Source organism: Gemmatirosa kalamazoonensis (assembly GCF_000522985.1).
Lineage (GTDB): Bacteria > Gemmatimonadota > Gemmatimonadetes > Gemmatimonadales > Gemmatimonadaceae > Gemmatirosa > Gemmatirosa kalamazoonensis.
The window spans coordinates 1,037,602-1,056,157 of the sequence record NZ_CP007128.1; the positions used below are offsets into that span (position 1 = coordinate 1,037,602).

Here is an 18,556-nt window from a genome sequence, read left to right on the forward strand (position 1 = left end):
CAGGAGGGCAGGAGGGCGCGAGGGCAGGAGAGCATCGGACTCTCCTGCCCTCGCGCCCTCCTGCCCTCCTGCCCTCGCCGTTAGGCGCGACCGCGCTTCGCGGCGGACTTCTTCTTCGCCCGCTTCCGCTTCGGCGGGGCGAGGATGGTGCCGCGGCACTTCGCGGTGCCGCACCGGCACGCGTAGAACTCCTCGTCCTCCTTCGTGTGATCCGGGCGCCGCTCGTACTGGTAGTCGTACGTCAGCTCGGAGCCTGGCTGGATGTTCTTCTTCGCGTAGATGAAGATGTGCGGCCCCTCGATGATCGCCTCGCAGTTGGGGTCGCACGAATGGTTGATGTAGCGCGACTCGTTGCCGCCGCGCTTCCCGTCGACCACGGTGTCGTCGTCGAGCGTGAACAGGAACGTGTGGTGGCGTCCCATCCCCGACTCCTCGTACCGGCGGTCGCCCTCGTCGGGCGTGATGTGCTCGCCCGTGTACTCGATGATGCGCTGACCAGGGCGGATGCGGCGCGTGGCGAACGCGCCACGTCCCTGGATGGTCGACTTGCGGATCTCGAACGGCAGATCGGAGCGGGGCGTGGCCTTCGGCACGGCGAGGAGTTCGGATGAGATGGGGAGGACGCGGCCGACACGGCGCGGGGACGCAAGAAGATAGCGGGTGTCGCGACGTCGCGGCTTCGCGACTTGCGTGCCGCCGGTCCCCCCTGTTGCTTCGCGATCAACACCCCGTCAGGAGCCGTCGCCCGTGCGCTCGTCGTCCATCGTGCTGTCGTCCGCTGCCATGCTGTGCGCCGCGTGCGCGTCCTCGTCCCGTGCGCCGTCGTCCGCTCCCGCCGCGTCGCCGAGCCCGACGCCGGCGAACGGCCCCACCGTCGGGGCGCCGGAGATCGCGCGGACGGTGAACCTCGAGACGCGCGATGGACGACTGCTCGTCGCCGGCGTCGAGATCCATCAGAGCACCGACACGTTCCGCGGGAGCGAGGTGGGCGCGCCGGCCGCGAAGCTGTGGGCCACGCTCCCCGCCGTGTACGATCAGCTCGGCCTGCCGATCAACGGCGTCGACGCCGAGAAGCGCGCGGTCGCGGCGGTGAACCTCCGCGCACGCGTGCAGCTCAACAAGGTGCGCCTCAGTCGATACGTGGACTGCGGCGGCGCGGGCTCCATCGGCGGACGCGCCGCGGACTCGTACACGGTCACGTTCAACGTGGCCACGCAGGTGGTGCCGCTCAGCGACGACCGCGCCACCGTCGCCACGCTCGTGCAGGCATTCGGCCAGCCGTCGTCGAACAGCGGACAGCCGGTGCACTGCACGAGCACGGGGAACCTCGAGGCGCAGGTCGCGCAGCTCGCCGCGGCGCACGTCGCGCCGTGAGCACGCGCGACCGCGGCGGCCCCGCGTTCGTCCGCGAGGCCGCCCCGGTCGTCGTCGAGCGCAACGTCACTGGAACAGCAGCGAGACGTTCGTGCGGGTATAGAGCGGGCCGCTGCTCACCGCGGTGACCTGCGCGTTCGTCCGCGCGTCGCCGATCCACGCCTCGAAGATGTGCGTCACGGGGGCGAGGATGTTCGTGCACCCGGTGCCCTTCACGGACCGCACGCGGATGATCGCCGCCGTCTGCCCCTGCGGGAACAGGAAGAACTGGAACGGCGCGGCCGCATTGTACGGCGCCGTGGTGATCGCCTGCGTGAAGCAGCTCGCCGTCGTCATGCGCCACGTGACGATCTGATTCGGGCCCGCCGCCGCTGACAGGCGGATCGTGAAGTCGATCGGGTTGCCGGCCGCGGTGCTCGTCGGGTTCGCCGTCGCCACGGACGCGAAGCCCTGGCCGAGGTCGGGGCGCACCTCGAGCGTGAGCGTCTCGGTGCGGTTCGTCGCGATCGGATCCGTGATCGTGATGGTGCTCGTGCGCGGCGCGGTGAGCGCGCGGATCCCCGCGACGTCGATGGTGAACGTGAGCTGCGTCCCGACCTGCGGCAGCACGGCCGTCGCCTGACTCTCGGTGACGAACGAGGGCAGCCCGGTGACGTTGTAGCGGATCGTCGGCCCGACGACGTCGACGTGCCCGATGCTCGCCGGCGTGGTGCGGACGGTGATGACGTTGCTGTTGCACGTCGTCTGATCCTGCTGGTGCCCCGGCGGGAGCTGGATGACGAGGTGCGAGTCCTGGTTCAGCAGGCTCAGGGAGCCGGTCTTCACGATGCACGACAGGGAGCTCGTCGTCAGCCCCGCGCTCGTCCACGTCGTGGTGAACGTCGGGTGCGCCTTGATCGTCATCGGCAGCCGCGACAGATCGCCGAGCGGCATCTTGAACGACAGCGACGCGCCGGCGTCGGAGGCGAGCGTGCCCGGGGTCGAGATGCGGACGACGGCAGATCCGACGTTGCCGCAGCCGCGCGCGAAGTTGGACGGGCCGCTGCGCTCCGAGACGATCGTCGCGGTCATGCCGCCCGGACCCGCGAACGTGAAGCCGCTCGACGTGTTGGTCAGATCCACCGAGTTGCCCCACACCTCGAACGTGATGTTCGGCCCCGCGATGACCTCGAGCGTGGCCCCGGTGGTGATATCGGCGACCTTCGAGGTGCAGTTCGACGTCGACGTGACGTACTCCACTCCTGCTTCCGCCCGCGCCAGCGGCAGTGCGACGATCGCCAAGACCGCCGCGGCGCTCCGAACCCGCTCGATGACCTTGATCATGGTTGTGCCCTCCTGTTGGCCCATTAACGCGGCCGGAGGGCGGTTCTTCTCACCGGTGCGGCGCGCCGTCAGAATCGCACGACGGTGACCGAGTAGCCGGGAAGAACGAGCGCGTCGGCGTCGCGGCGGAAGCGCGCCGGCGGGTCGCTGCGCGTGGGGCGACCGTTAGGCCCATCCTCGCGCCACGCGTACTGCGCGGCGGAGAACTGCACGACGTCGAGCGGGCCGCTCGGCGCGTGGCCGTCGGCGGCGGTGTCGGCGGCGAGGCGCAGCCGCACCGTGTAGGCGTGCAGCGAGTCCTTGTTCACGAGCAGCAGCGACCACCGGCCGTCGGGGCGCCGCAGCGGGTACGCGGTGACGATCGCGCCGCTCGAGTCGCGCAGATCGGTCGCGGCGCGATAGAGCGCGTGCACGCCGCCGTCGGGATCGACCCAGTCGCGCGTCGTCATGCGCATGGTGTGGTACACGGCGGTGCGCCAGCGCGCGCGTCCCGTGCTGTCGGCGAGGAACAGCGCGTTGTTGCCCCACCGCTCGCAGCGCGGCGCGCCGGACTGCAGGTCCGCCGGCTCGTAGCCGTACAGGTACGCCTGGTCGCCGCCTAACGTGAGGAACGTGCCGACGATGTCCGGATCGAGCAGCGCGGCACCCATCTGCACCTCGGCGGGCCCGGCGAACGCGGAGTAGCCGTACTCGCTGATGACCCACGGCAGCCCGTGCGCGCCGGGGCCCAGCCGCTCGAACACGTCGCGCAGCATCGACGGCGCGGCGCGGAGCTGCGGCGCGGTGGAGTCGCACACGGCGTCGAACGGATACCACTCGAACGACACGAACGCGAAGTCGCGCGCGCGACCTCGCGCCGTCACGTAGTCGCGCACCCGCGCGAGCCACGACGTCGAGTCGGGCTCGTCGGGCCAGCCGCGCACGTCGAGCTCCACGCTCTGGAACGACGGCCCGCCCAACACGACGGCGGAGTCGACGCGGCGGAGCGCGTCCGCGGCCTCGAGGGCGAGCGCGCCGTAGTCGGCGGGACGCGCGTACTGGCCGTCGGGCTCCTCGCCGAGCTCCACGTGCGTCGCGCGGTAGCGGCGGCGCAGGTAGCGCAGCAGCGCGGCGCCGTTCTGCGGCGTGTCGTACAGGACCCCCACCGGCACGAGCATGGGGAGCCCGCTCGTGAGCCCGCTCGCCTCCACGCGGTCGACGCCCGGCTGCTCGGTCTCCGCGTCTCGGTCGACGGCGCGGTGCCACGGGTCAGTGGAGGTGACCCACGTCGTGGTCTGGTCGTGCGACGGCGCGTGCCTAACAACGTCGACGAGCCGCCCCGAGGGGTCGAGCGCGCCGGCGCCGACCTCCTTCAGCGCGAAGCCGATCGAGTCGCGCGGGTCGCGCGCGCCGGCCGGCGCGGTGCGGCTCCCCTCGAGCAGCGTGATGCGGATCCAGCGCGTGGGGAGCGCCGCGTCGGCGAGACGGAGCGTCACGTCGCCGCCGCGCCCCGCGCTCACGGTGCCCAACGGGAACGGCTCCCAGTCGCCGTCCGGCAGGTCGTCGGGCGGCAGCGAGTCGTCGCCGACCCACCGCTCGACGACGTAGCGCACGGCCCACGGCGCGCCCCAGCGCAGCCGGATGGCGTTCACCGGATGCTCCGCGCCGAGGTCGAGGATCGCGCGCTGCGGGTGGAGCGAGTCGGGCTCGCCGGTGTAGCGGTGGTCGAGGTACGGGTTGCTCTTCCAGAACGTCGCGGTGTCGCCGTCGGTGAGGCGCGAGTAGCCCTCGTTGTTCGCCTGGTCGTACGTCGTGCCGCGGCGCGGCAGGTTGTAGCCGTACGACTCGGTGATCGGCGCGCCGGCGGCGGTGCTCGACGTCCAGTAGCCCTGGCGGTGGGCGGGGTCGCTCCACGTGCCGCGCGGGTTCCAGTGCCACGCCTCGATCCCGAGCTCGGTGCGCAGACGGTACGACAGCCGCGGCAGGCCGGCGGTCTGCATGGCGGCGACGTTAGGCGGCGTGAAGGTACGCCGCGCGTCGCCCTCGGGGCGGCCGTCGACGCCGCCGCCGAAGAACCAGCGCGGGTCGAACTGCCTCACCATGTGGGCGGTGTCGATGGTGATGACGACGGCGGGAGGCTGGAGGTACATTTGCTGGGAATGGCGCGGATGACGGCGCGGGCGATACGGCGCGATGCGGCGCGAACGGCGTCTCACACCGCTCGACGGCGCGGAACGGCGCGGAGCGGCGCGGAACCGCGCGGACGGTGCCCCTGTACTTGGGTAGGTTAACGGGGCGCCGTGCGGCGCCGTACCCGCGCCGTTGGCGTCCTTCGCGCCCGATCGCGCCGCACCGCCCGCGCATCACCGCCGGCGCCGTCATCGGCGCCGTCCACCCACGCCACCGATGACCAGACGCTTCGCGCTCCTCGCCGCGCTCACCCTTGGCGCCCTGCCCATGCGCGCGCAGACGACTCCCCCGGTGAGGGATCGCATCGCCGACTACACGCCCGTCCGGCTCACCACCGACCTCTCGAAGCTCACGCCGTCGGAGCGGCGGATGCTGCCGCTGCTGATCGAGGCGGCGCGCGCGCGATGGACGAGGGGTTCTGGATGCAGACGTATGGGAACCGCGACTCGCTCATGGCGTCGCTGACGGATCCCGCGCTGCGGCGCTTCGCGGAGATCAACTACGGGCCGTGGGACCGGCTGCACGAGGACGCGCCGTTCGTCGCCGGCGTGGGGCCGAAGCCGCCCGGCGCGAACTTCTATCCGCGCGACCTCACGAAGGCGGAGCTGGAGCGCGAGGTGGCGAAGGGCGGCGCACACGCCGACTCGCTGCGCGGCCTGTACACCGTCGTGCGCCGCGGCCCGAACGGCCTCGTCGCCGTGCCGTACCACGTCGCGTACGCGGCGCCGCACACGCGCGCCGCGGCGAAGCTGCGCGAGGCGGCCGCGCTGGCCGAGAACGCGGCGCTGAAGAAGTACCTCACGCTGCGCGCCGACGCGCTGGAGACCGACGACTATCAGCCGAGCGACTTCGCGTGGATGGCGATGAAGGACAACACGCTCGACGTGGTGATCGGCCCGATCGAGACGTACGAGGACGCGCTCGCCGGGTACAAGGCGGCGGACGAGGCGTACGTGCTCGTGAAGGACCAGGCATGGAGCGCGCGGCTCGCGCGGCTCACCTCGCAGCTCCCGGCGCTGCAGCGCGCGCTGCCGGTCGACGCCAAGTACCGTGCGGAGTCGCCGGGCACGGACTCGGACCTCAACGCGTACGACGCGCTGTTCTACGCGGGGCAGGCGAACAGCGGCGCGAAGACGATCGCGATCAACCTGCCGAACGACGAGGAGGTGCAGCTCAAGGCGGGATCGCGGCGGCTGCAGCTCAAGAACGCGATGCGCGCGAAGTTCGACAAGATCCTCGTGCCGATCGTGGGGCTCACGATCGCGGCCGACCAGCGGAAGTACGTGAACTTCGACGCGTTCTTCGAGAACACGATGTTCCACGAGGTGGCGCACGGGCTCGGGATCAAGAACACGGTCACCGGCGCGGGCACCGTCCGGCAGGCGCTGAAGGAGACGGCGGGCGGCCTCGAGGAGGAGAAGGCGGACATCCTCGGCCTGTGGATGGCGGTGAAGCTGGCCGAGCAGGGCGAGCTGCAGGACCGCGAGGTGAACGACAACTTCGTGACGTTCCTCGCGGGGCTGTTCCGCTCCGTCCGCTTCGGCGCGAGCGACGCGCACGGGCGGGCGAACATGGCGACGTTCAACTTCCTGCAGGAGGCCGGCGCGTTCACGCGCGCCAGCGACGGCACGTACCGCGTGGACTTCCCGAAGATGCGCGCGGGGATGGAGGCGCTCTCGGCGAAGATCCTGATGCTGCAGGGGAACGGCGACTACGCCGGCGTGCAGGCGTTCATGCGCGACATGGGCGTCGTGCGGCCGCAGCTGAAGGCGGACCTGGCGAAGTTAGGCACCGCGCGGATCCCGGTGGACATCGTGTTCGAGCAGGGGATGCCGGTCACGAAGTGAGCGGACGAGCTCCTACTCAGCCGATCGCCTTGCCCTCGGCGTCGTACACGGTGACCGGCCCGGCGCCTAACGATTCGAGATCCGGACGAACGGACGGATTGCCGACGACGACGAGCTGCAGCTCGTCGGGCTTGAGGTACTTCACCGCCGCGGCCTGCACGTCGGCGGCGGTCACGCCGCGGATGCGGTCGCGGTAGGTGTCGAAGTAGTCCTCGGGCAGCCCGTAGATGGTGAGGTTCGACAGCGCGCTCGCGATCGCGGCGGTCGTCTCGTAGCGGATGGGGAAGACGCCGTCGAGGTAGCTCGTGGCGAGCGACAGCTCGCTCGGCGACACCGGCTCGGCGCGCATCCGGTCGATCTCCTTCAGGATCTCGCCGAGCGCCGCGCTCGTGACGTCGCTCTGCACCGCGCTCGACACGTCGAACGGGCCGGCGGCGAGCCGCCAGTCGAAGCCGGAGCCGGCGCCGTAGGTGTAGGCGTGCTCCTCGCGCAGGTTCATGTTCACGCGCGAGTTGAACAGCCCCCCGAGAATCGCGTTCATGACGACGATCCCGAAGTAGTCGGGCGTCACGCGCGGCACGCCGACGTGGCCGACGCGCAGCTCGCTCTGCGGGGCGTCGGCCTTCGTCACGAGGTGGACGCGTCGCTCGCGCGCCGCGGGCCGGTCGTCCACGCGCGGCATCGACGGCGCGTCGCCGGTCCAGCCGCCCAACGCCTCGCGCGCGAGCCGCTCCGCGTCGTCGACGGTGACGTCGCCGGCGACGACCAGCGTGGTCGCGCCGGGCACGTAGCGCTCGGCGTGGAAGCGCGCGACGTCGTCGCGGCCGAGCGACGAGACGGAGCGCTCGTCGCCCGCCTCGGGGCGGCCGTAGCGCGAGCCGGGCGCGTAGACGAAGCGCGCGAACATCTCGTCGGCGAGGCCGCGTGGCTCGGTGCGCAGCTGCAGGATGTCGGCGATGCGCTCCTGCTTCAGCCGCTCGACCTCGCGCTCGGGGAACGCGGGGTCGGCGAGGACGTCGGCGAACAGGCGGAACGCCTCGGGCAGCCGCGAGGCGAGCGTCGTCAAGCTGACGAACGCCGCGTCCCAGTCCGCGCCGGCGTCGACCGCGGCGCCGAGCCGCTCGACGGTGCGCGTGAGCGCGACCGCGTCGAGCGACGCGGTGCCCTCGGTGAGCGCGCGCGCGGTGAGCGAGGCCAGCCCCTCGCGCCCCTCGGGATCGGACGACGCGCCGGCGCGCACGACGGCGGCGACGGTGACGACCGGGAGCTTGTGCGCCGGGGCGACGACGAGACGCAGGCCGTTAGGCAGCGTGCGTCGCTCGAAGCGAGGGAAGTGGTACGGGCGCGGCGCGCCGGGCTCCGGACGCGGCAGCCCGCCGAGCGGGGAGCGTGGAGCGGGGAGCGTGGAGTTCGTGGCGTCGCTCATCACGCAACCTCCGACATCGTTTCCGCTCCACGCTCCACGCTCTCCGCTCCACGCTCGGCATGCTCGTCGGATGATGCCTTGGGCACGTAGACGAGGTACGCCCGGTTGTCCGGCCCCATGTAGTCACGCGCGAACGCGTTCACGTCGGCCGCCGTCACGGCGCGGTAGCGGTCCACCTGCTCGTTCGCGAGCGACGGGTCGCCGAAGTACGTCGCGAAGCGCGACAGCTGGTCGGCACGTTCGCCGGCCGACTGCATGGCGACGACGAAGCCGCTCTCGATGAGCGCGAGCGCGCGCTCGACCTCCTCGTCCGTCACGGCGCCGTCGTCCGTGCGCAGCCGGTCCACCTCGTCGGTGAGCGCGTCGGCGAGCGTGTCGGCGTCGACGCCGGGGCGCGCGACGGCGTCGAGGATGAGCAGGTCGGCGCCCTTCGGCAGGTCGAACGTCGACGCGCTCGCCTCGCTCGCGAGCTGCCGCTCGCGCACGAGCCGCTCGTGCAGACGGCTGCCGTTGCGCAGGCCGAGCACCGCGCCGCACACGCTCGCGGCGTAGTACCCGTCGCTGCCGAAGGCCGGCGCGCGGAACGCGAGGAAGACGCGCGGCAGCACGACGTCGTCGGGCACGACCTGGCGGAGCGTCGCGCCGAACGTCGGCGGCAGCTCGAACGACGGGAGCGCCGGCTTCCCCTGCCCGCGCGGGATGGACCCGAAGTGCTTCTCGACGAGCGCGCGCGCCTCCGCGGGGTCGAAGTCGCCGGCGATGGTGAGCACGGCGTTGTCGGGCGTGTACCACGTGGCGAAGAACTCGGCCACGTCCTCGAGCGCGGCGGCGTCGAGATCCTCGAACGAGCCGATGAGCGAATGATGGAACGGGTGGTCGGGCGGATAGCAGAGCGCCGGCAGCCGCTCCCACCACGTGCCGTACGGCTGGTTGTCGACCGACCAGCGGCGCTCGTTCTTCACGACGTCCCGCTGGGTGTCGAGCTTCTCCTGCGTCATCGCGGGCAGCAGCCGCGCCATGCGGTCGGCCTCGAGCCACAGCGCGAGCTCGAGCTGGTTCGACGGCACGGTCTCGAAGTAGTTCGTGCGGTCGAGCCACGTCGATCCGTTCAGCGTCCCGCCGGCGCGCTGCACGAGCTCGAAGTGCTCGTTCGCGGCGACGTTCGCGGATCCCTGGAAGAGCATGTGCTCGAACAGGTGGGCGAAGCCGGTGCGTCCGGCGCGCTCGTTCGCCGAGCCGACGTGGTACCAGAGATTCACCGCGACGATGGGCGCGGTGTGGTCCTCGCTCAACGTGACGCGGAGGCCGTTGGCCAACGTGTAGGTCTCGATCGGGATTCTCATGCGTCAAAGCTAAGGGAGGGCGGAAGCGGAGACGGCGGCCGCCGTTATCCGATTCCGCCGCGCCCGAGTGGTCCGACGTTTGACTTATCCCTGCACCCCTTCGCGGATACTCCGATGCAGCAGCTGACCTCGGCCGACGACTACGACACGCTCCGCGAGCTTCCGCTCGTCCTCGTCTACAAGCACAGCTCGCGCTGCCCGATCAGTCTCATCGCGTACCAGGAAGTCGCCCAGCTCGAGGAGCATCACCCGGACATCCCGGTGTTCCTCGTCGACGTGATCGACAGCCGGCCCGTGTCGCGGCACGTGGCGAACGAGACGGGAGTCGTGCACCACTCGCCGCAGCTCATCCTGCTCGTCCGTGGCGAGCCGGTCTGGGCGGTGTCGCACTTCGACGTGCGGGCCGACGAGCTCGGGGGGCGGCTCGAGGCGCTCGTGGGATGATCCCGTGAGGATCGGCGCGGTACCTAGCGCCTAGGGGGGCGCCCCCCCTGCGCCCAGCATAGTGCCGCGCCGCCGGGCGTCCGTCACCATTCGAACGCCGGGCGGCACCAAACTGGCACCCCGCCCCCCGCACGGTGGGATTCCATCCATGCGGGACGCGGGCGGGGCATGCAGCGACGGCCGCAGGAGCAGACGCGGGGGCGGTGGTCCGGCGCGACGACGCGTCGGCGCATGACGCGCGCGCTGACGGCCGTCGGGTCGGCCGTCGCCGCCGCGGTCGCCGCGCGCGCGGCCGCCACCCAGCCGCCGCGCACCCCGCGCCCGGAGTCGTACGCGGTCATCGTCCACCCGCTCGTCGCGGCGAGCGGGGTGTCGCTCGCCCAGCTGCGCGCGATGTTCCTCGGCACGCGTCGCAACTGGGACGACGGCGCGCGCGTCGTGCTCATCGTGCAGACGCCGGGGACGCGCACGCGCGAGGTGCTGCTGCGCGAGCTGTATCACATGGACGAGGCGGCGTTCAAGCGGTACTGGATCGCGCGCACGTTCCGCAGCGAGAGCGGGACGGGCGGCCCGACGCTCGTGTCGAGCGACGCGCTCGCGCGGCGGCTGACGGCGAGCATTCCGGGCGCGATCGCGGTCGTGCCGGCGGCGGAGGTGGACGGCGGCGTGCGCGTGCTGCGCATCGACGGCCGGCTGCCCGGCGCCGAGGGCTATCCGCTCGCCGCCGGCGCTCCCTGAGCGCGTCCCCACCATGCCCTCCGCTGTCCCGCGCGGCGACGACCACCGCGCACTGCCGCCGCCCCGTCCGCGCAGCCTGCGCGCCCGATTCGCGCGGGTGTTCGGCGTGCTGCTCGCGCTCGCGGCGCTCGACGCGGCGGCGTTCTACTGGGGCGCGCGGCAGCGCGGGCGCGTGTTCCGCGAGCTGCGCGACACGATCGCCCGCCACGCCGCGCTCACCGAGACGCGCGCCGGTCTGGACGACCACGCGAAGCGCATCCGCGTCGTCGTGCAGCTCGTGGGCGTCGAGCACGCGCCGATCGATCCCGACGAGCGACGACGCGCGCTGCAGTCGGTCGCGGCGCTGCGTCACCGGGCGGACCGCGCGACGGGCGGCGTGCCGGGGCTCGCCACCGTGCGCGCGGAGACCGACTCGCTCGCCGACGCGTGGTCGCGCTTCTACGATCGTCAGGGGATCGACCCCGCCGACGCGATCCTCGTCGCCGTCACGCGCGCCGAGCCGCTCGCCCAGCGACTGTTAGGCACCGACCTCCCGGCGGCGATCCGCGGCGAGCAGCGGCGCGTGGCCGAGGCGAGCGCCGCGTTCGAGCGCGCCGACCGCGCGACGTCGGCGATCGCGTGGGCGGTGCTCGCGCTGTCGGTGGGCGTCAGCGTGGCGCTCGCGTACCTGCTGTCGCGCGACCTGCGCGGCGCGATCGGCGCGCTGCACACGGGCGTCGAGCGGCTCGGCGCGGGCGATCTCGCGCACCGCGTGGACGTGACGACGTGCGAGGAGCTCGCGACGGTGGGGCGGAGCCTGAACACGATGGCGCAGCGGCTGCGCCAGGCGCGTCAGGAGCTCGAGCGCCGCAACCAGGAGCTCGCCCATCTCGCGTTCCGCGACCCGCTCACGAACCTCGCGAACCGCACGCTGTTCCGCGAGCACGTGGAGCGCGCGCTCGCCGGACGGCACGGGCACGCCGACGAGATGTCGATCCTGTTCATCGACCTCGACGACTTCAAGAGCATCAACGACACGCTCGGCCACCACTCCGGCGACCGCCTGCTCGTCGACGTCGCGACGCGGCTGCTCGAGGCGACGCGCGGCAGCGACACGGTGGCGCGACTCGGCGGCGACGAGTTCGCGATCCTGCTGCACCGCGTGCGCGAGCGCGCGGAGGCGATCTCCGTGGCCGAGCGCGTGCTGTGGGCGCTGCGTGCCCCGTTCGAGCTCGACGGACGCACGCTGCACGTGTCGGCGAGCATCGGCGTCGTGTTCCACCACGACGGGCAGTCGACCGAGGAGCTGCTGCGCAACGCCGACGTCGCGATGTACCGCGCGAAGGCCGAGGGCAAGGGGCAGCACGCGGTGTTCGCGCCGGAGATGCACGCCGCGCTGCTCGACCGCGTGGAGCTCGCCGCGGAGCTGCGCGACGCGCTGCAGCGCGAGGCGCTGTCGGTGGTGTACCAGCCGATCGTCGATCTCGTGGACCGGCGTGTCGCGGGGTTCGAGGCGCTCGTGCGGTGGCCGCACTCGCGGCGCGGCCCGGTGTCGCCGACGCTGTTCATCCCGCTCGCCGAGGAGGTCGGGGCGATCGTGCCGTTAGGCCGGTGGGTGATCGGCCGCGCGTGCCACGAGGCGGCGCGGTGGCAGCGCGAGCGGAACGGCCGCGGTCCGGTCGGCGTGAGCATCAACGTCTCCGGCCTGCAGCTCGCCGACCCGGCGTTCGTGCGCGACGTGCGCACGGCGCTCGACGAGTCGGGGCTCGACCCCGGGATCCTCACGCTCGAGATCACCGAGACGGTCATCATGCGCGACAGCGTCTCCACGCTCGCCCGGCTGCGCGAGCTGAAGTCGCTCGGCGTGCGCGTCGCGATCGACGACTTCGGCACGGGCTACTCGTCGCTCGCGTACCTGCAGCGCTTCCCGGTCGACGTGCTGAAGATCGACAAGGCGTTCGTCGACCAGATCGCCGACGGCGGCAACGACGCCGCGCTCGCGCGCACGATCGTGCCCCTCGGCGACATGCTGCAGCTGCACACCGTGGCGGAAGGGATCGAGCGCGCGGACCAGCACGCGGAGCTGCTCGCCGCCGGCTGCCGCCTCGGGCAGGGCTACTTCTTCTCGCACCCGCTCGACGCCGACGCGGCAGGGGAGTTCCTGCGCGCGGACTGACGCGCGCCGTTCACGACTCCACGTTCTTTGTCTTCAATACAAGGAATCGGAAGAATCCAAGAAAACCCGTCAGCCGAAGAGGATTCCTTGAGTTCTCCCGATTCCTCGAATTGCAACCCCTGGCAGTGGAGTCGTCCCCGCGCGCCTAACGCCCGGTGAGCTCCGCGAGCTTCGCGCGCGCGGCGGCGAGATCCGGGAAGTCGCGCGGCGCCGAGCGCCACTGGGTGAGCACGGCGCGGTACTGGCGCGCCGCGCCGGTCGTGTCGCCGACCTGCAGCAGGAGATCGCCGAGGAGCAGCGGCGCGCGCAGCGCGTCGTCCTGTCCCTCGGAGCCGAACGGGCGCCGCTCGATGACGTCGCGCAGCACGGCGCGCGCAGAGTCGGGGCGCCCGGACGCCTCGAGCGCCGCGGCGGCGAGCATGCGCGGCGGCACGAAGAACGGGAAACCGCCGGTTCGCTGCAGCGCGGCGAGCGCGTCGTCCGGCCGGCGCCGCTCGAGCTGCGACGTCGCTTCCGCGAGCGCCGCGGCGGCGACGTCGGCGCGGTTCGCCGGGTTCACGCGCGGCCGCAGCAGCGCGAGCACGGTGTCCACCGCGGCGCTGCGCCCCTGGCGGCCGCAGTCGTACGCGATGAGCGCCAGCATCACCGGCTCGAACGTCGGGTCGCGCGCGAGCGCGAGCACGCGGGTGATCTGCGAGTCGGCCTCCGGCAGGCGGCCGGCGAGGCGGTACGCGCCGGCGAGCAGCAGTCGGCTGCGTCCCTCGCCTAACGGCGACGGGATCTGCGCCGCGGCCTCGGCGGCGCGCCGGAACGCGTCGGCGGCCTCGTCGAGCCGCCCGTCCCACACCGCGAGGTAGCCGAGCGACCGCAGCGCGAGCGCACGGTCGGCGACGCGCGCCGACTCGGTCATGCGGCGGAACGCCGACTCGGCCTGCGCCATGCGGCCGAGGTGCACGAGCGCACCGCCGTACTCGGTGTTCACGTTGCCGCGGTACAGCACGGTGGAGTCGACCGCGTCGGCGCGGGCGTACGCGCGCACGGCGTCGTCGAAGCGGCCCATCCCCTTGTACGTCGTGGCGATGTTGATCCACGCGTTGACGAGCGACGAGTCGAGCACGACGGCCTGCCGCAGCGCGGCGAGCGCCGCCTCGTCCCGATCGGCGCGCATGAGGCCCGTGCCGTAGTCGTACCACGCCGCGGCACTCGGGTAGCGCCGCGCGATCGCGCCGGAGAGCGCGATGGCGGTGTCCGTCTCGCCGCGGTACGCCGCGCGCTGGGCACGCAGCCGCAGCCGCTCGTAGTCGGTGAGCCGCTCGGAGTGCGCGAGCGCCGCCGCGTAGTACCGCTCGCCCGGCGCGCGCTCGTGGTTGTAGAAGTAGTAGCTGCCTAACGCGCCGAGGGCCATCGAGAATGCGGAGTCGAGATCCACGGCGCGCAGCCAGAGATCGCGCGCGCGGGCATAGTCGCCGGCGCGCCACGCGCGCGATCCCGCGTCGTACGACCGCAGCGCCTCGAGCGACGCCGTGGTGACGCGCGGCAGCGGACCGGCCTCCGCGCGGCCGATGTCGATGGCGCCGCCGCGACCACCGAGCACGCGGCGCACGCCGTCGAGCGCGTCGCCCAACGCGCCGACGAGCGCGGCACGCTGCACGGTCGGCGACTCGCTCGCGGCGACCTCGCGGTGGAGGCGGACGTCGGTGAGCCGCGCCGTGACGCGCCACCCCTGGTCGCCGCGCGCGAGCCACAGGCCGAGCACCCACCGCACGTGATCGCGCTCCGCGACCTCGCGCGCGACGTCGTAGCTCAGCGTCCCCTCGTCGCCGTCGCGGCCCATGAGCCGGTAGACGAACGGCAGCCGCGCGCGCGGATACGGCCGCACGCCGCTCCACTGTCGCAGCGCGGTGGAGGCCGCGGTGAGCAGCGCGCGGCCAAGCGCCGCGTCCGCCGTGTCGGCCGCCGCGGCGACGGAGGCCTCCGTGACCTCGGCGACGTCGGCGAGCAGGAGCTGGTCCATGTCGGCGACGCCCGGATCGCGCGACGCGCACGCCGTGAAGGCGCCCGACGCGCCCAACGCGCCTAACGCGCCCAACACCGCGATCCCGCGCGTCCACCGGCTCATGGGCGGCTCCGCGCGGCGAGCGCTCCCGAGCGCGCCGTCTCGTAGCGCGCCTGCAGCGCGGGGTCGGCGCCGCGCCACGCGCGCTCCACCACCGCCCAGTGCGCGGCCGCGCTGTCGCGCGCGCCCGCCGCCGCGAACGCCTGCGCGAGCAGCTCGTGCAGCTCGGTGCGCGTCACGTACAGCCCCGATCCCTCGATGCCGCCGTGCAGCGCCGCGCGCACGACGGGCACCGCCTCCGCCGCGCGTCCGAGCGCGAGCAGGCTGCGACCGAGCTCGTAGTTGATGCGCGTGTAGCCGTACGTCGGCGAGTACACCGCGGCGCGCAGCTCGCGCACGGCGGCCTCGTACTGCGCCGCGCGCGCGAAGATCATCCCGCGCACCGCGTGGTGCAGCAGGGGGTCGCGCGCGTAGAGGCTGTGCTGCCCCGCGCTGGCGATCGTGTCGAGCAGCGCGCGCGCGCCGGCCGTGTCGCCGCCCGCGACGGCGGCCGTCGCGGCGAGCGTCAGGTACCACGTGACGTAGCGCGCGCGCGCACCCCCGGCGGTGCGTCGGTGTGGTCGCTGGCGTCGGCGAGCGCGCGCCACGCGTCGATGGCGAGCAGCGGCCGCCCCATCTCGACGTCGAGGATGGGCGCCAGCAGCGGGTCGGGCAGCAGCGTGGGACGCGAGACGAGCGCGCCGGGCCCCCGCCCCTCGCGCACGAGGACGAGCGCGTCGCGGTAGCGGCCCTGCGCGCGCAGCGCGATGGCGCAGTACCAGCGGAACGTGACGAACGTCGCGCTGTCGCGCGCGGCGAGCCCCGCGTCGCACCGCGCGTTCGCGGCCGCGAGGTCGTCGCTCTGCAGGTCCCACACGAGCTCGCGCACCGCCGCGTCGTCGCGCGCGCCGCCGAGCGACTCGAAGCGCCGCTCCGCCGCGACGGCCTCGCTCCGCCGCCCGCGGAGGACGAGCAGCTCGGCGAGAAATCGCCACGGCGGCGCGTCGGCGGGGCGCAGGCGGATCCACCGACGCGCGACGCGCTCCGCGGCGTCGATCGAGTCCGCGGCGCCATAGCGCGAGGCGAGGAGGCTGAGCGCCTCGCACGACAGACACGCGTCCCCGGCACGCGGGTCGGCGGCAGCGGAGTCGAGGCGGACCGCGCGGTCGAGCAGCGGCACGGCGCGGCCGAGGTCCGGCATCGCGTCGGCGGCGCGCACGAGCGCCTCGGCGTCGTCGGGGTAGCGCGCGGCGAGCGCGTTCGCGGTGGCGAGCGCGGCGACGTCGTTGCGGGCGAGGGCGACGTGGGTGGCGATGAGCAGGCTGTCCCGCGGCGACGCACGAGGGGCGAGCGACAGCGCGCGCGCGGCGAGCGTCTCCTGGTCCGCGTCGCCGGCGGTCCGCGCCGCGTACCACGCGCGGTACGCCGTCATCGCCGACGTCGGGTCCTCGCGGAGCGCGGCGCGGAAGTGCCGGTCCGCCGCCGCGGCGTCGAACTGATAGAGCGCGCGCAGCCCCTCGTCGTAGAAGCGGCGCGCGACGAGCGAGTCGGCCGTGCGCGACGGCGCGGTGGGAACGATCGCGGCGGCGGGGCGCGGCGTGCCGTGCACCGACCACCAGCCGGCGGCGAGCAGCCCGGCGCCGCCGAGGAGCGCCGCCTCGCGCCACCAGCGCGAGCGTGCGCGGGGCGGCGCCGGCGCCTCGAGCGGCGCGACCGCGGCGATGGTGGAGATGGGAGGCACCGGCGGCGGCTCGACAGCCGGGCGCGAGGCGACGCTGACCGCCGCGGCAGGCGCCAGCGTGGGGTCACCATCGCGCAGCCGGTCGAGCAGCGTCTGCACCGCGCGGTCCGGCTCGACGCCCAGCTCGCGGCGCATGCGGTCCATGTAGGCCCGCCCATGGGCGAGCGCCGCCGCGCGGTCGCCGACGACGCCGAGGCTCTCCATGCACGCGGCGGCGTAGCGGGCGCTGAACGGATCGAGCCGGGTCAGCCGCTGCCACAGCGCGCTCGCCTCGTCGTGACGGCCGGCCGCGGCCGACTCGCGGGCCGCCAGCTCGATGGCGCGCGTGCCGTCGGCGGCGAGCGACGCGCGCTCCCCCTCCACCCACCGCTCGAACTCCGGCGCGTCGGCGAGATAGAACCCGTCGAGGAACGGCCCGCCGTAGAGCGCCGCCGCATCGGCCCACCGGCGGCCGGCGACCGCGTCGCGCAGCTCCTGCACGTCGCTCGGGATGAGCGCCTGGAGCCGCAGGTCGGGCGTGGAGGCGACGACGGTGCCCACGTCGCGCCGCAGGCTGTACAGCGTCTGGGAGAGCGCGTGCCGGGCGCGGTCGGCGTACGACTCCGGCCACAGGATGCCGATCAGGCGGTCGCGCGTGACGCCCCTGGGGCCGGCCGCGGCGAGCACCGCGAGCAGGGCGAGGGGGCGCGGCCGCGGCCCCCGCCGGACCGCCCGCTCGCCGGGTCGTCGACCCACAGCCCGCCGAACGTCCTGAGACGCGGCAACTGGACCACGGTGACCGGAGATTGGAGCACGCTGCTCGTGCGCCGACGGTCGCGGACGACCGCCCTGGCCCGATTCTACGTGTCGCTCGGCGGAGCAACAAGCCAGATGACTCCGGCCGTACATTGGGGCATGCGCACCGTCCGTCGCGCGGCGCTGATCGTCGCCCCGCTCCTCGCCCCGCTCGTCGCGGCCGCCCAGGCCGCGCGCACGCGCGTCGTGCTGCTCGGCACGGGCACGCCGAACGCGGACCCCGACCGGTCCGGCCCCGCCGTCGCGGTGGTCGTCGACGGCAGTGCCTACATCGTGGATGCGGGGCCCGGCGTGGTGCGGCGCGCGGCGGCCGCGGCGCGCGTCGACTCCATCCCCGCGCTGGCCGCCGCCCGGCTGCGGATCGCGTTCCTCACGCACCTGCATTCGGATCACACGCTGGGCCTCCCCGACCTCATGTTCTCGCCGTGGGTGCTCGGCCGCACGATGCCGCTCGACGTCTACGGACCGCCGGGGACGCGCGCGATGGTCGACCACCTGAACGCCGCGTACGCCGAGGACGTCGAGATCCGGCTGCACGGTGGAGAGCCGTCGAACCCGACGGGCCACGGCGGAGTGGGGCACGACATGGCGGCGGGGGTCGTCTACCATGACTCGCTCGTCACCGTCACCGCGTTCGAGGTGGCGCACGGCCGGTGGCCGCACGCGTTCGGCTACCGCTTCGACACCCCCGACCGGCGGGTGGTGATCTCGGGCGACACGCGGGCGAGCGACGCGGTGGCGCGCGCGTGCGACGGCTGCGACGTGCTGGTGCACGAGGTCATCGCGGAAGCGCACCTGGCGAAGCGCGACTCGGCCTGGCAGGCGTACCACCGCGCCTACCACACGCCGGGCCCCGCGCTGGGCGAGGTGGCGACCCGGGCGCGGGCGAAGCTGGTCGTGCTGTACCACCAACTGCCGCCCGACTTCGACGAGGGGGAGCTCGTGGGTGAGGTGCGGCGGCGGTTCGCGGGGCGGGTCGTGTCGGGGAGGGATCTCGGCGTGTACTGACCGGGCCGCCGGGATCCTCAAGCCGGCGCCGGTGCCGGCCGACACTGAGGGAAACCCCCCGCCGGCGGACACGGACGTCCGCCGGCGATTCCCCCTGC

At 73.6% G+C, this 18,556-nt stretch carries 15 protein-coding genes; 7 read left to right on the forward strand and 8 right to left on the reverse strand.

Annotated elements, in window-relative coordinates; genetic code table 11:
• Positions 1–80: 80 nt before the first annotated feature.
• A complete protein-coding gene (locus tag J421_RS04545) occupies positions 81–593 on the reverse strand; it encodes an SET domain-containing protein (protein WP_025409984.1) in 513 nt (170 codons plus the stop codon).
• Between the two features lie 154 nt (positions 594–747).
• Here J421_RS04545 and J421_RS04550 point away from each other — a divergent pair, with 154 nt between their 5' ends.
• Entirely contained in the window at positions 748–1,374 is a 627-nt protein-coding gene (locus J421_RS04550; RefSeq protein ID WP_148306151.1) for a hypothetical protein, read from the forward strand.
• Between the two features lie 66 nt (positions 1,375–1,440).
• On the opposite strand, the gene J421_RS04555 is transcribed toward J421_RS04550, so the two are convergent.
• Both J421_RS04555 and J421_RS04560 read right to left on the reverse strand, forming a co-directional pair.
• On the reverse strand, positions 1,441–2,697 hold the full coding sequence (locus J421_RS04555) for a hypothetical protein (RefSeq protein WP_025409986.1): 1,257 nt from the start codon (positions 2,695–2,697) through the stop codon (positions 1,441–1,443).
• Positions 2,698–2,765: 68 nt separating this feature from the next.
• Positions 2,766–4,826 carry a hypothetical protein gene (locus J421_RS04560; RefSeq protein WP_025409987.1) on the reverse strand — a complete coding sequence of 687 codons (2,061 nt, stop codon included), beginning with the start codon at positions 4,824–4,826 and terminating at the stop codon, positions 2,766–2,768.
• Positions 4,827–5,082: 256 nt separating this feature from the next.
• Between J421_RS04560 and J421_RS33550 the strand changes: the two genes are divergently transcribed.
• Both J421_RS33550 and J421_RS04565 read left to right on the forward strand, forming a co-directional pair.
• A complete protein-coding gene (locus tag J421_RS33550) occupies positions 5,083–5,331 on the forward strand; it encodes a hypothetical protein (RefSeq protein WP_201773098.1) in 249 nt (82 codons plus the stop codon).
• Positions 5,289–6,713, forward strand: a complete 1,425-nt coding sequence (locus tag J421_RS04565) for a dipeptidyl-peptidase 3 family protein (protein ID WP_201773099.1) — start codon at positions 5,289–5,291, stop codon at positions 6,711–6,713. The genes J421_RS33550 and J421_RS04565 overlap by 43 nt, the downstream gene beginning before the upstream one ends.
• Positions 6,714–6,729: 16 nt before the next feature.
• On the opposite strand, the gene J421_RS04570 is transcribed toward J421_RS04565, so the two are convergent.
• Both J421_RS04570 and J421_RS04575 read right to left on the reverse strand, forming a co-directional pair.
• Positions 6,730–8,139: a M16 family metallopeptidase gene (locus tag J421_RS04570; RefSeq protein WP_025409988.1), complete on the reverse strand. Its 1,410-nt coding sequence runs from the start codon at positions 8,137–8,139 to the stop codon at positions 6,730–6,732.
• Positions 8,139–9,482: a M16 family metallopeptidase gene (locus J421_RS04575; RefSeq protein ID WP_025409989.1), complete on the reverse strand. Its 1,344-nt coding sequence runs from the start codon at positions 9,480–9,482 to the stop codon at positions 8,139–8,141. The genes J421_RS04570 and J421_RS04575 overlap by 1 nt, the downstream gene beginning before the upstream one ends.
• A 114-nt stretch (positions 9,483–9,596) precedes the next feature.
• On the opposite strand from J421_RS04575, the gene ytxJ reads away from it, so the two are divergent.
• The 3 genes from ytxJ (at position 9,597) to J421_RS04590 (ending at position 12,819) form a co-directional block, all read left to right on the forward strand.
• A complete protein-coding gene (gene ytxJ, locus J421_RS04580; protein ID WP_025409990.1) occupies positions 9,597–9,926 on the forward strand; it encodes a bacillithiol system redox-active protein YtxJ in 330 nt (109 codons plus the stop codon).
• Positions 9,927–10,094: 168 nt separating this feature from the next.
• The gene (locus tag J421_RS04585) at positions 10,095–10,664 is read left to right on the forward strand and encodes a type 2 periplasmic-binding domain-containing protein (RefSeq protein ID WP_025409991.1); all 570 of its coding nucleotides are present in this window, start codon (positions 10,095–10,097) and stop codon (positions 10,662–10,664) included.
• Positions 10,665–10,677: 13 nt separating this feature from the next.
• Complete coding sequence (locus J421_RS04590; protein ID WP_104022245.1) at positions 10,678–12,819, forward strand: putative bifunctional diguanylate cyclase/phosphodiesterase; 2,142 nt, start codon at positions 10,678–10,680, stop codon at positions 12,817–12,819.
• Between the two features lie 145 nt (positions 12,820–12,964).
• On the opposite strand, the gene J421_RS04595 is transcribed toward J421_RS04590, so the two are convergent.
• The 3 genes from J421_RS04595 to J421_RS04605 are packed head-to-tail and all read right to left on the reverse strand — an operon-like array spanning position 12,965 to position 17,390.
• On the reverse strand, positions 12,965–14,938 hold the full coding sequence (locus J421_RS04595) for a tetratricopeptide repeat protein (RefSeq protein ID WP_025409993.1): 1,974 nt from the start codon (positions 14,936–14,938) through the stop codon (positions 12,965–12,967).
• On the reverse strand, positions 14,935–15,522 hold the full coding sequence (locus J421_RS04600; protein WP_025409994.1) for a hypothetical protein: 588 nt from the start codon (positions 15,520–15,522) through the stop codon (positions 14,935–14,937). Before J421_RS04600 ends, J421_RS04595 begins: the two co-directional genes overlap by 4 nt.
• A complete protein-coding gene (locus tag J421_RS04605; RefSeq protein ID WP_158508653.1) occupies positions 15,441–17,390 on the reverse strand; it encodes an AfsR/SARP family transcriptional regulator in 1,950 nt (649 codons plus the stop codon). The genes J421_RS04600 and J421_RS04605 overlap by 82 nt, the downstream gene beginning before the upstream one ends.
• Before the next feature lie 159 nt (positions 17,391–17,549).
• Between J421_RS04605 and J421_RS04610 the strand changes: the two genes are divergently transcribed.
• On the forward strand, positions 17,550–18,458 hold the full coding sequence (locus J421_RS04610; RefSeq protein WP_025409996.1) for an MBL fold metallo-hydrolase: 909 nt from the start codon (positions 17,550–17,552) through the stop codon (positions 18,456–18,458).
• The last annotated feature ends 98 nt before the right edge of the window (positions 18,459–18,556 follow it).

Excerpts from the sequence above, each read along its gene's own strand:
- J421_RS04610 (WP_025409996.1), top strand. The coding sequence starts at position 17,550 with ATGCGCACCGTCCGTCGCGCGGCGCTGATCGTCGCCCCGCTCCTCGCC.
- J421_RS04570 (WP_025409988.1), bottom strand. The coding sequence starts at position 8,139 with ATGAGCGACGCCACGAACTCCACGCTCCCCGCTCCACGCTCCCCGCTC.
- J421_RS04595 (WP_025409993.1), bottom strand. The coding sequence starts at position 14,938 with ATGAGCCGGTGGACGCGCGGGATCGCGGTGTTGGGCGCGTTAGGCGCG.
- J421_RS04575 (WP_025409989.1), bottom strand. The coding sequence starts at position 9,482 with ATGAGAATCCCGATCGAGACCTACACGTTGGCCAACGGCCTCCGCGTC.
- J421_RS04555 (WP_025409986.1), bottom strand. The coding sequence starts at position 2,697 with ATGATCAAGGTCATCGAGCGGGTTCGGAGCGCCGCGGCGGTCTTGGCG.
- J421_RS04560 (WP_025409987.1), bottom strand. The coding sequence starts at position 4,826 with ATGTACCTCCAGCCTCCCGCCGTCGTCATCACCATCGACACCGCCCAC.
- J421_RS04585 (WP_025409991.1), top strand. The coding sequence starts at position 10,095 with ATGCAGCGACGGCCGCAGGAGCAGACGCGGGGGCGGTGGTCCGGCGCG.
- J421_RS33550 (WP_201773098.1), top strand. The coding sequence starts at position 5,083 with ATGACCAGACGCTTCGCGCTCCTCGCCGCGCTCACCCTTGGCGCCCTG.
- J421_RS04590 (WP_104022245.1), top strand. The coding sequence starts at position 10,678 with ATGCCCTCCGCTGTCCCGCGCGGCGACGACCACCGCGCACTGCCGCCG.
- ytxJ (WP_025409990.1), top strand. The coding sequence starts at position 9,597 with ATGCAGCAGCTGACCTCGGCCGACGACTACGACACGCTCCGCGAGCTT.
- J421_RS04565 (WP_201773099.1), top strand. The coding sequence starts at position 5,289 with ATGCAGACGTATGGGAACCGCGACTCGCTCATGGCGTCGCTGACGGAT.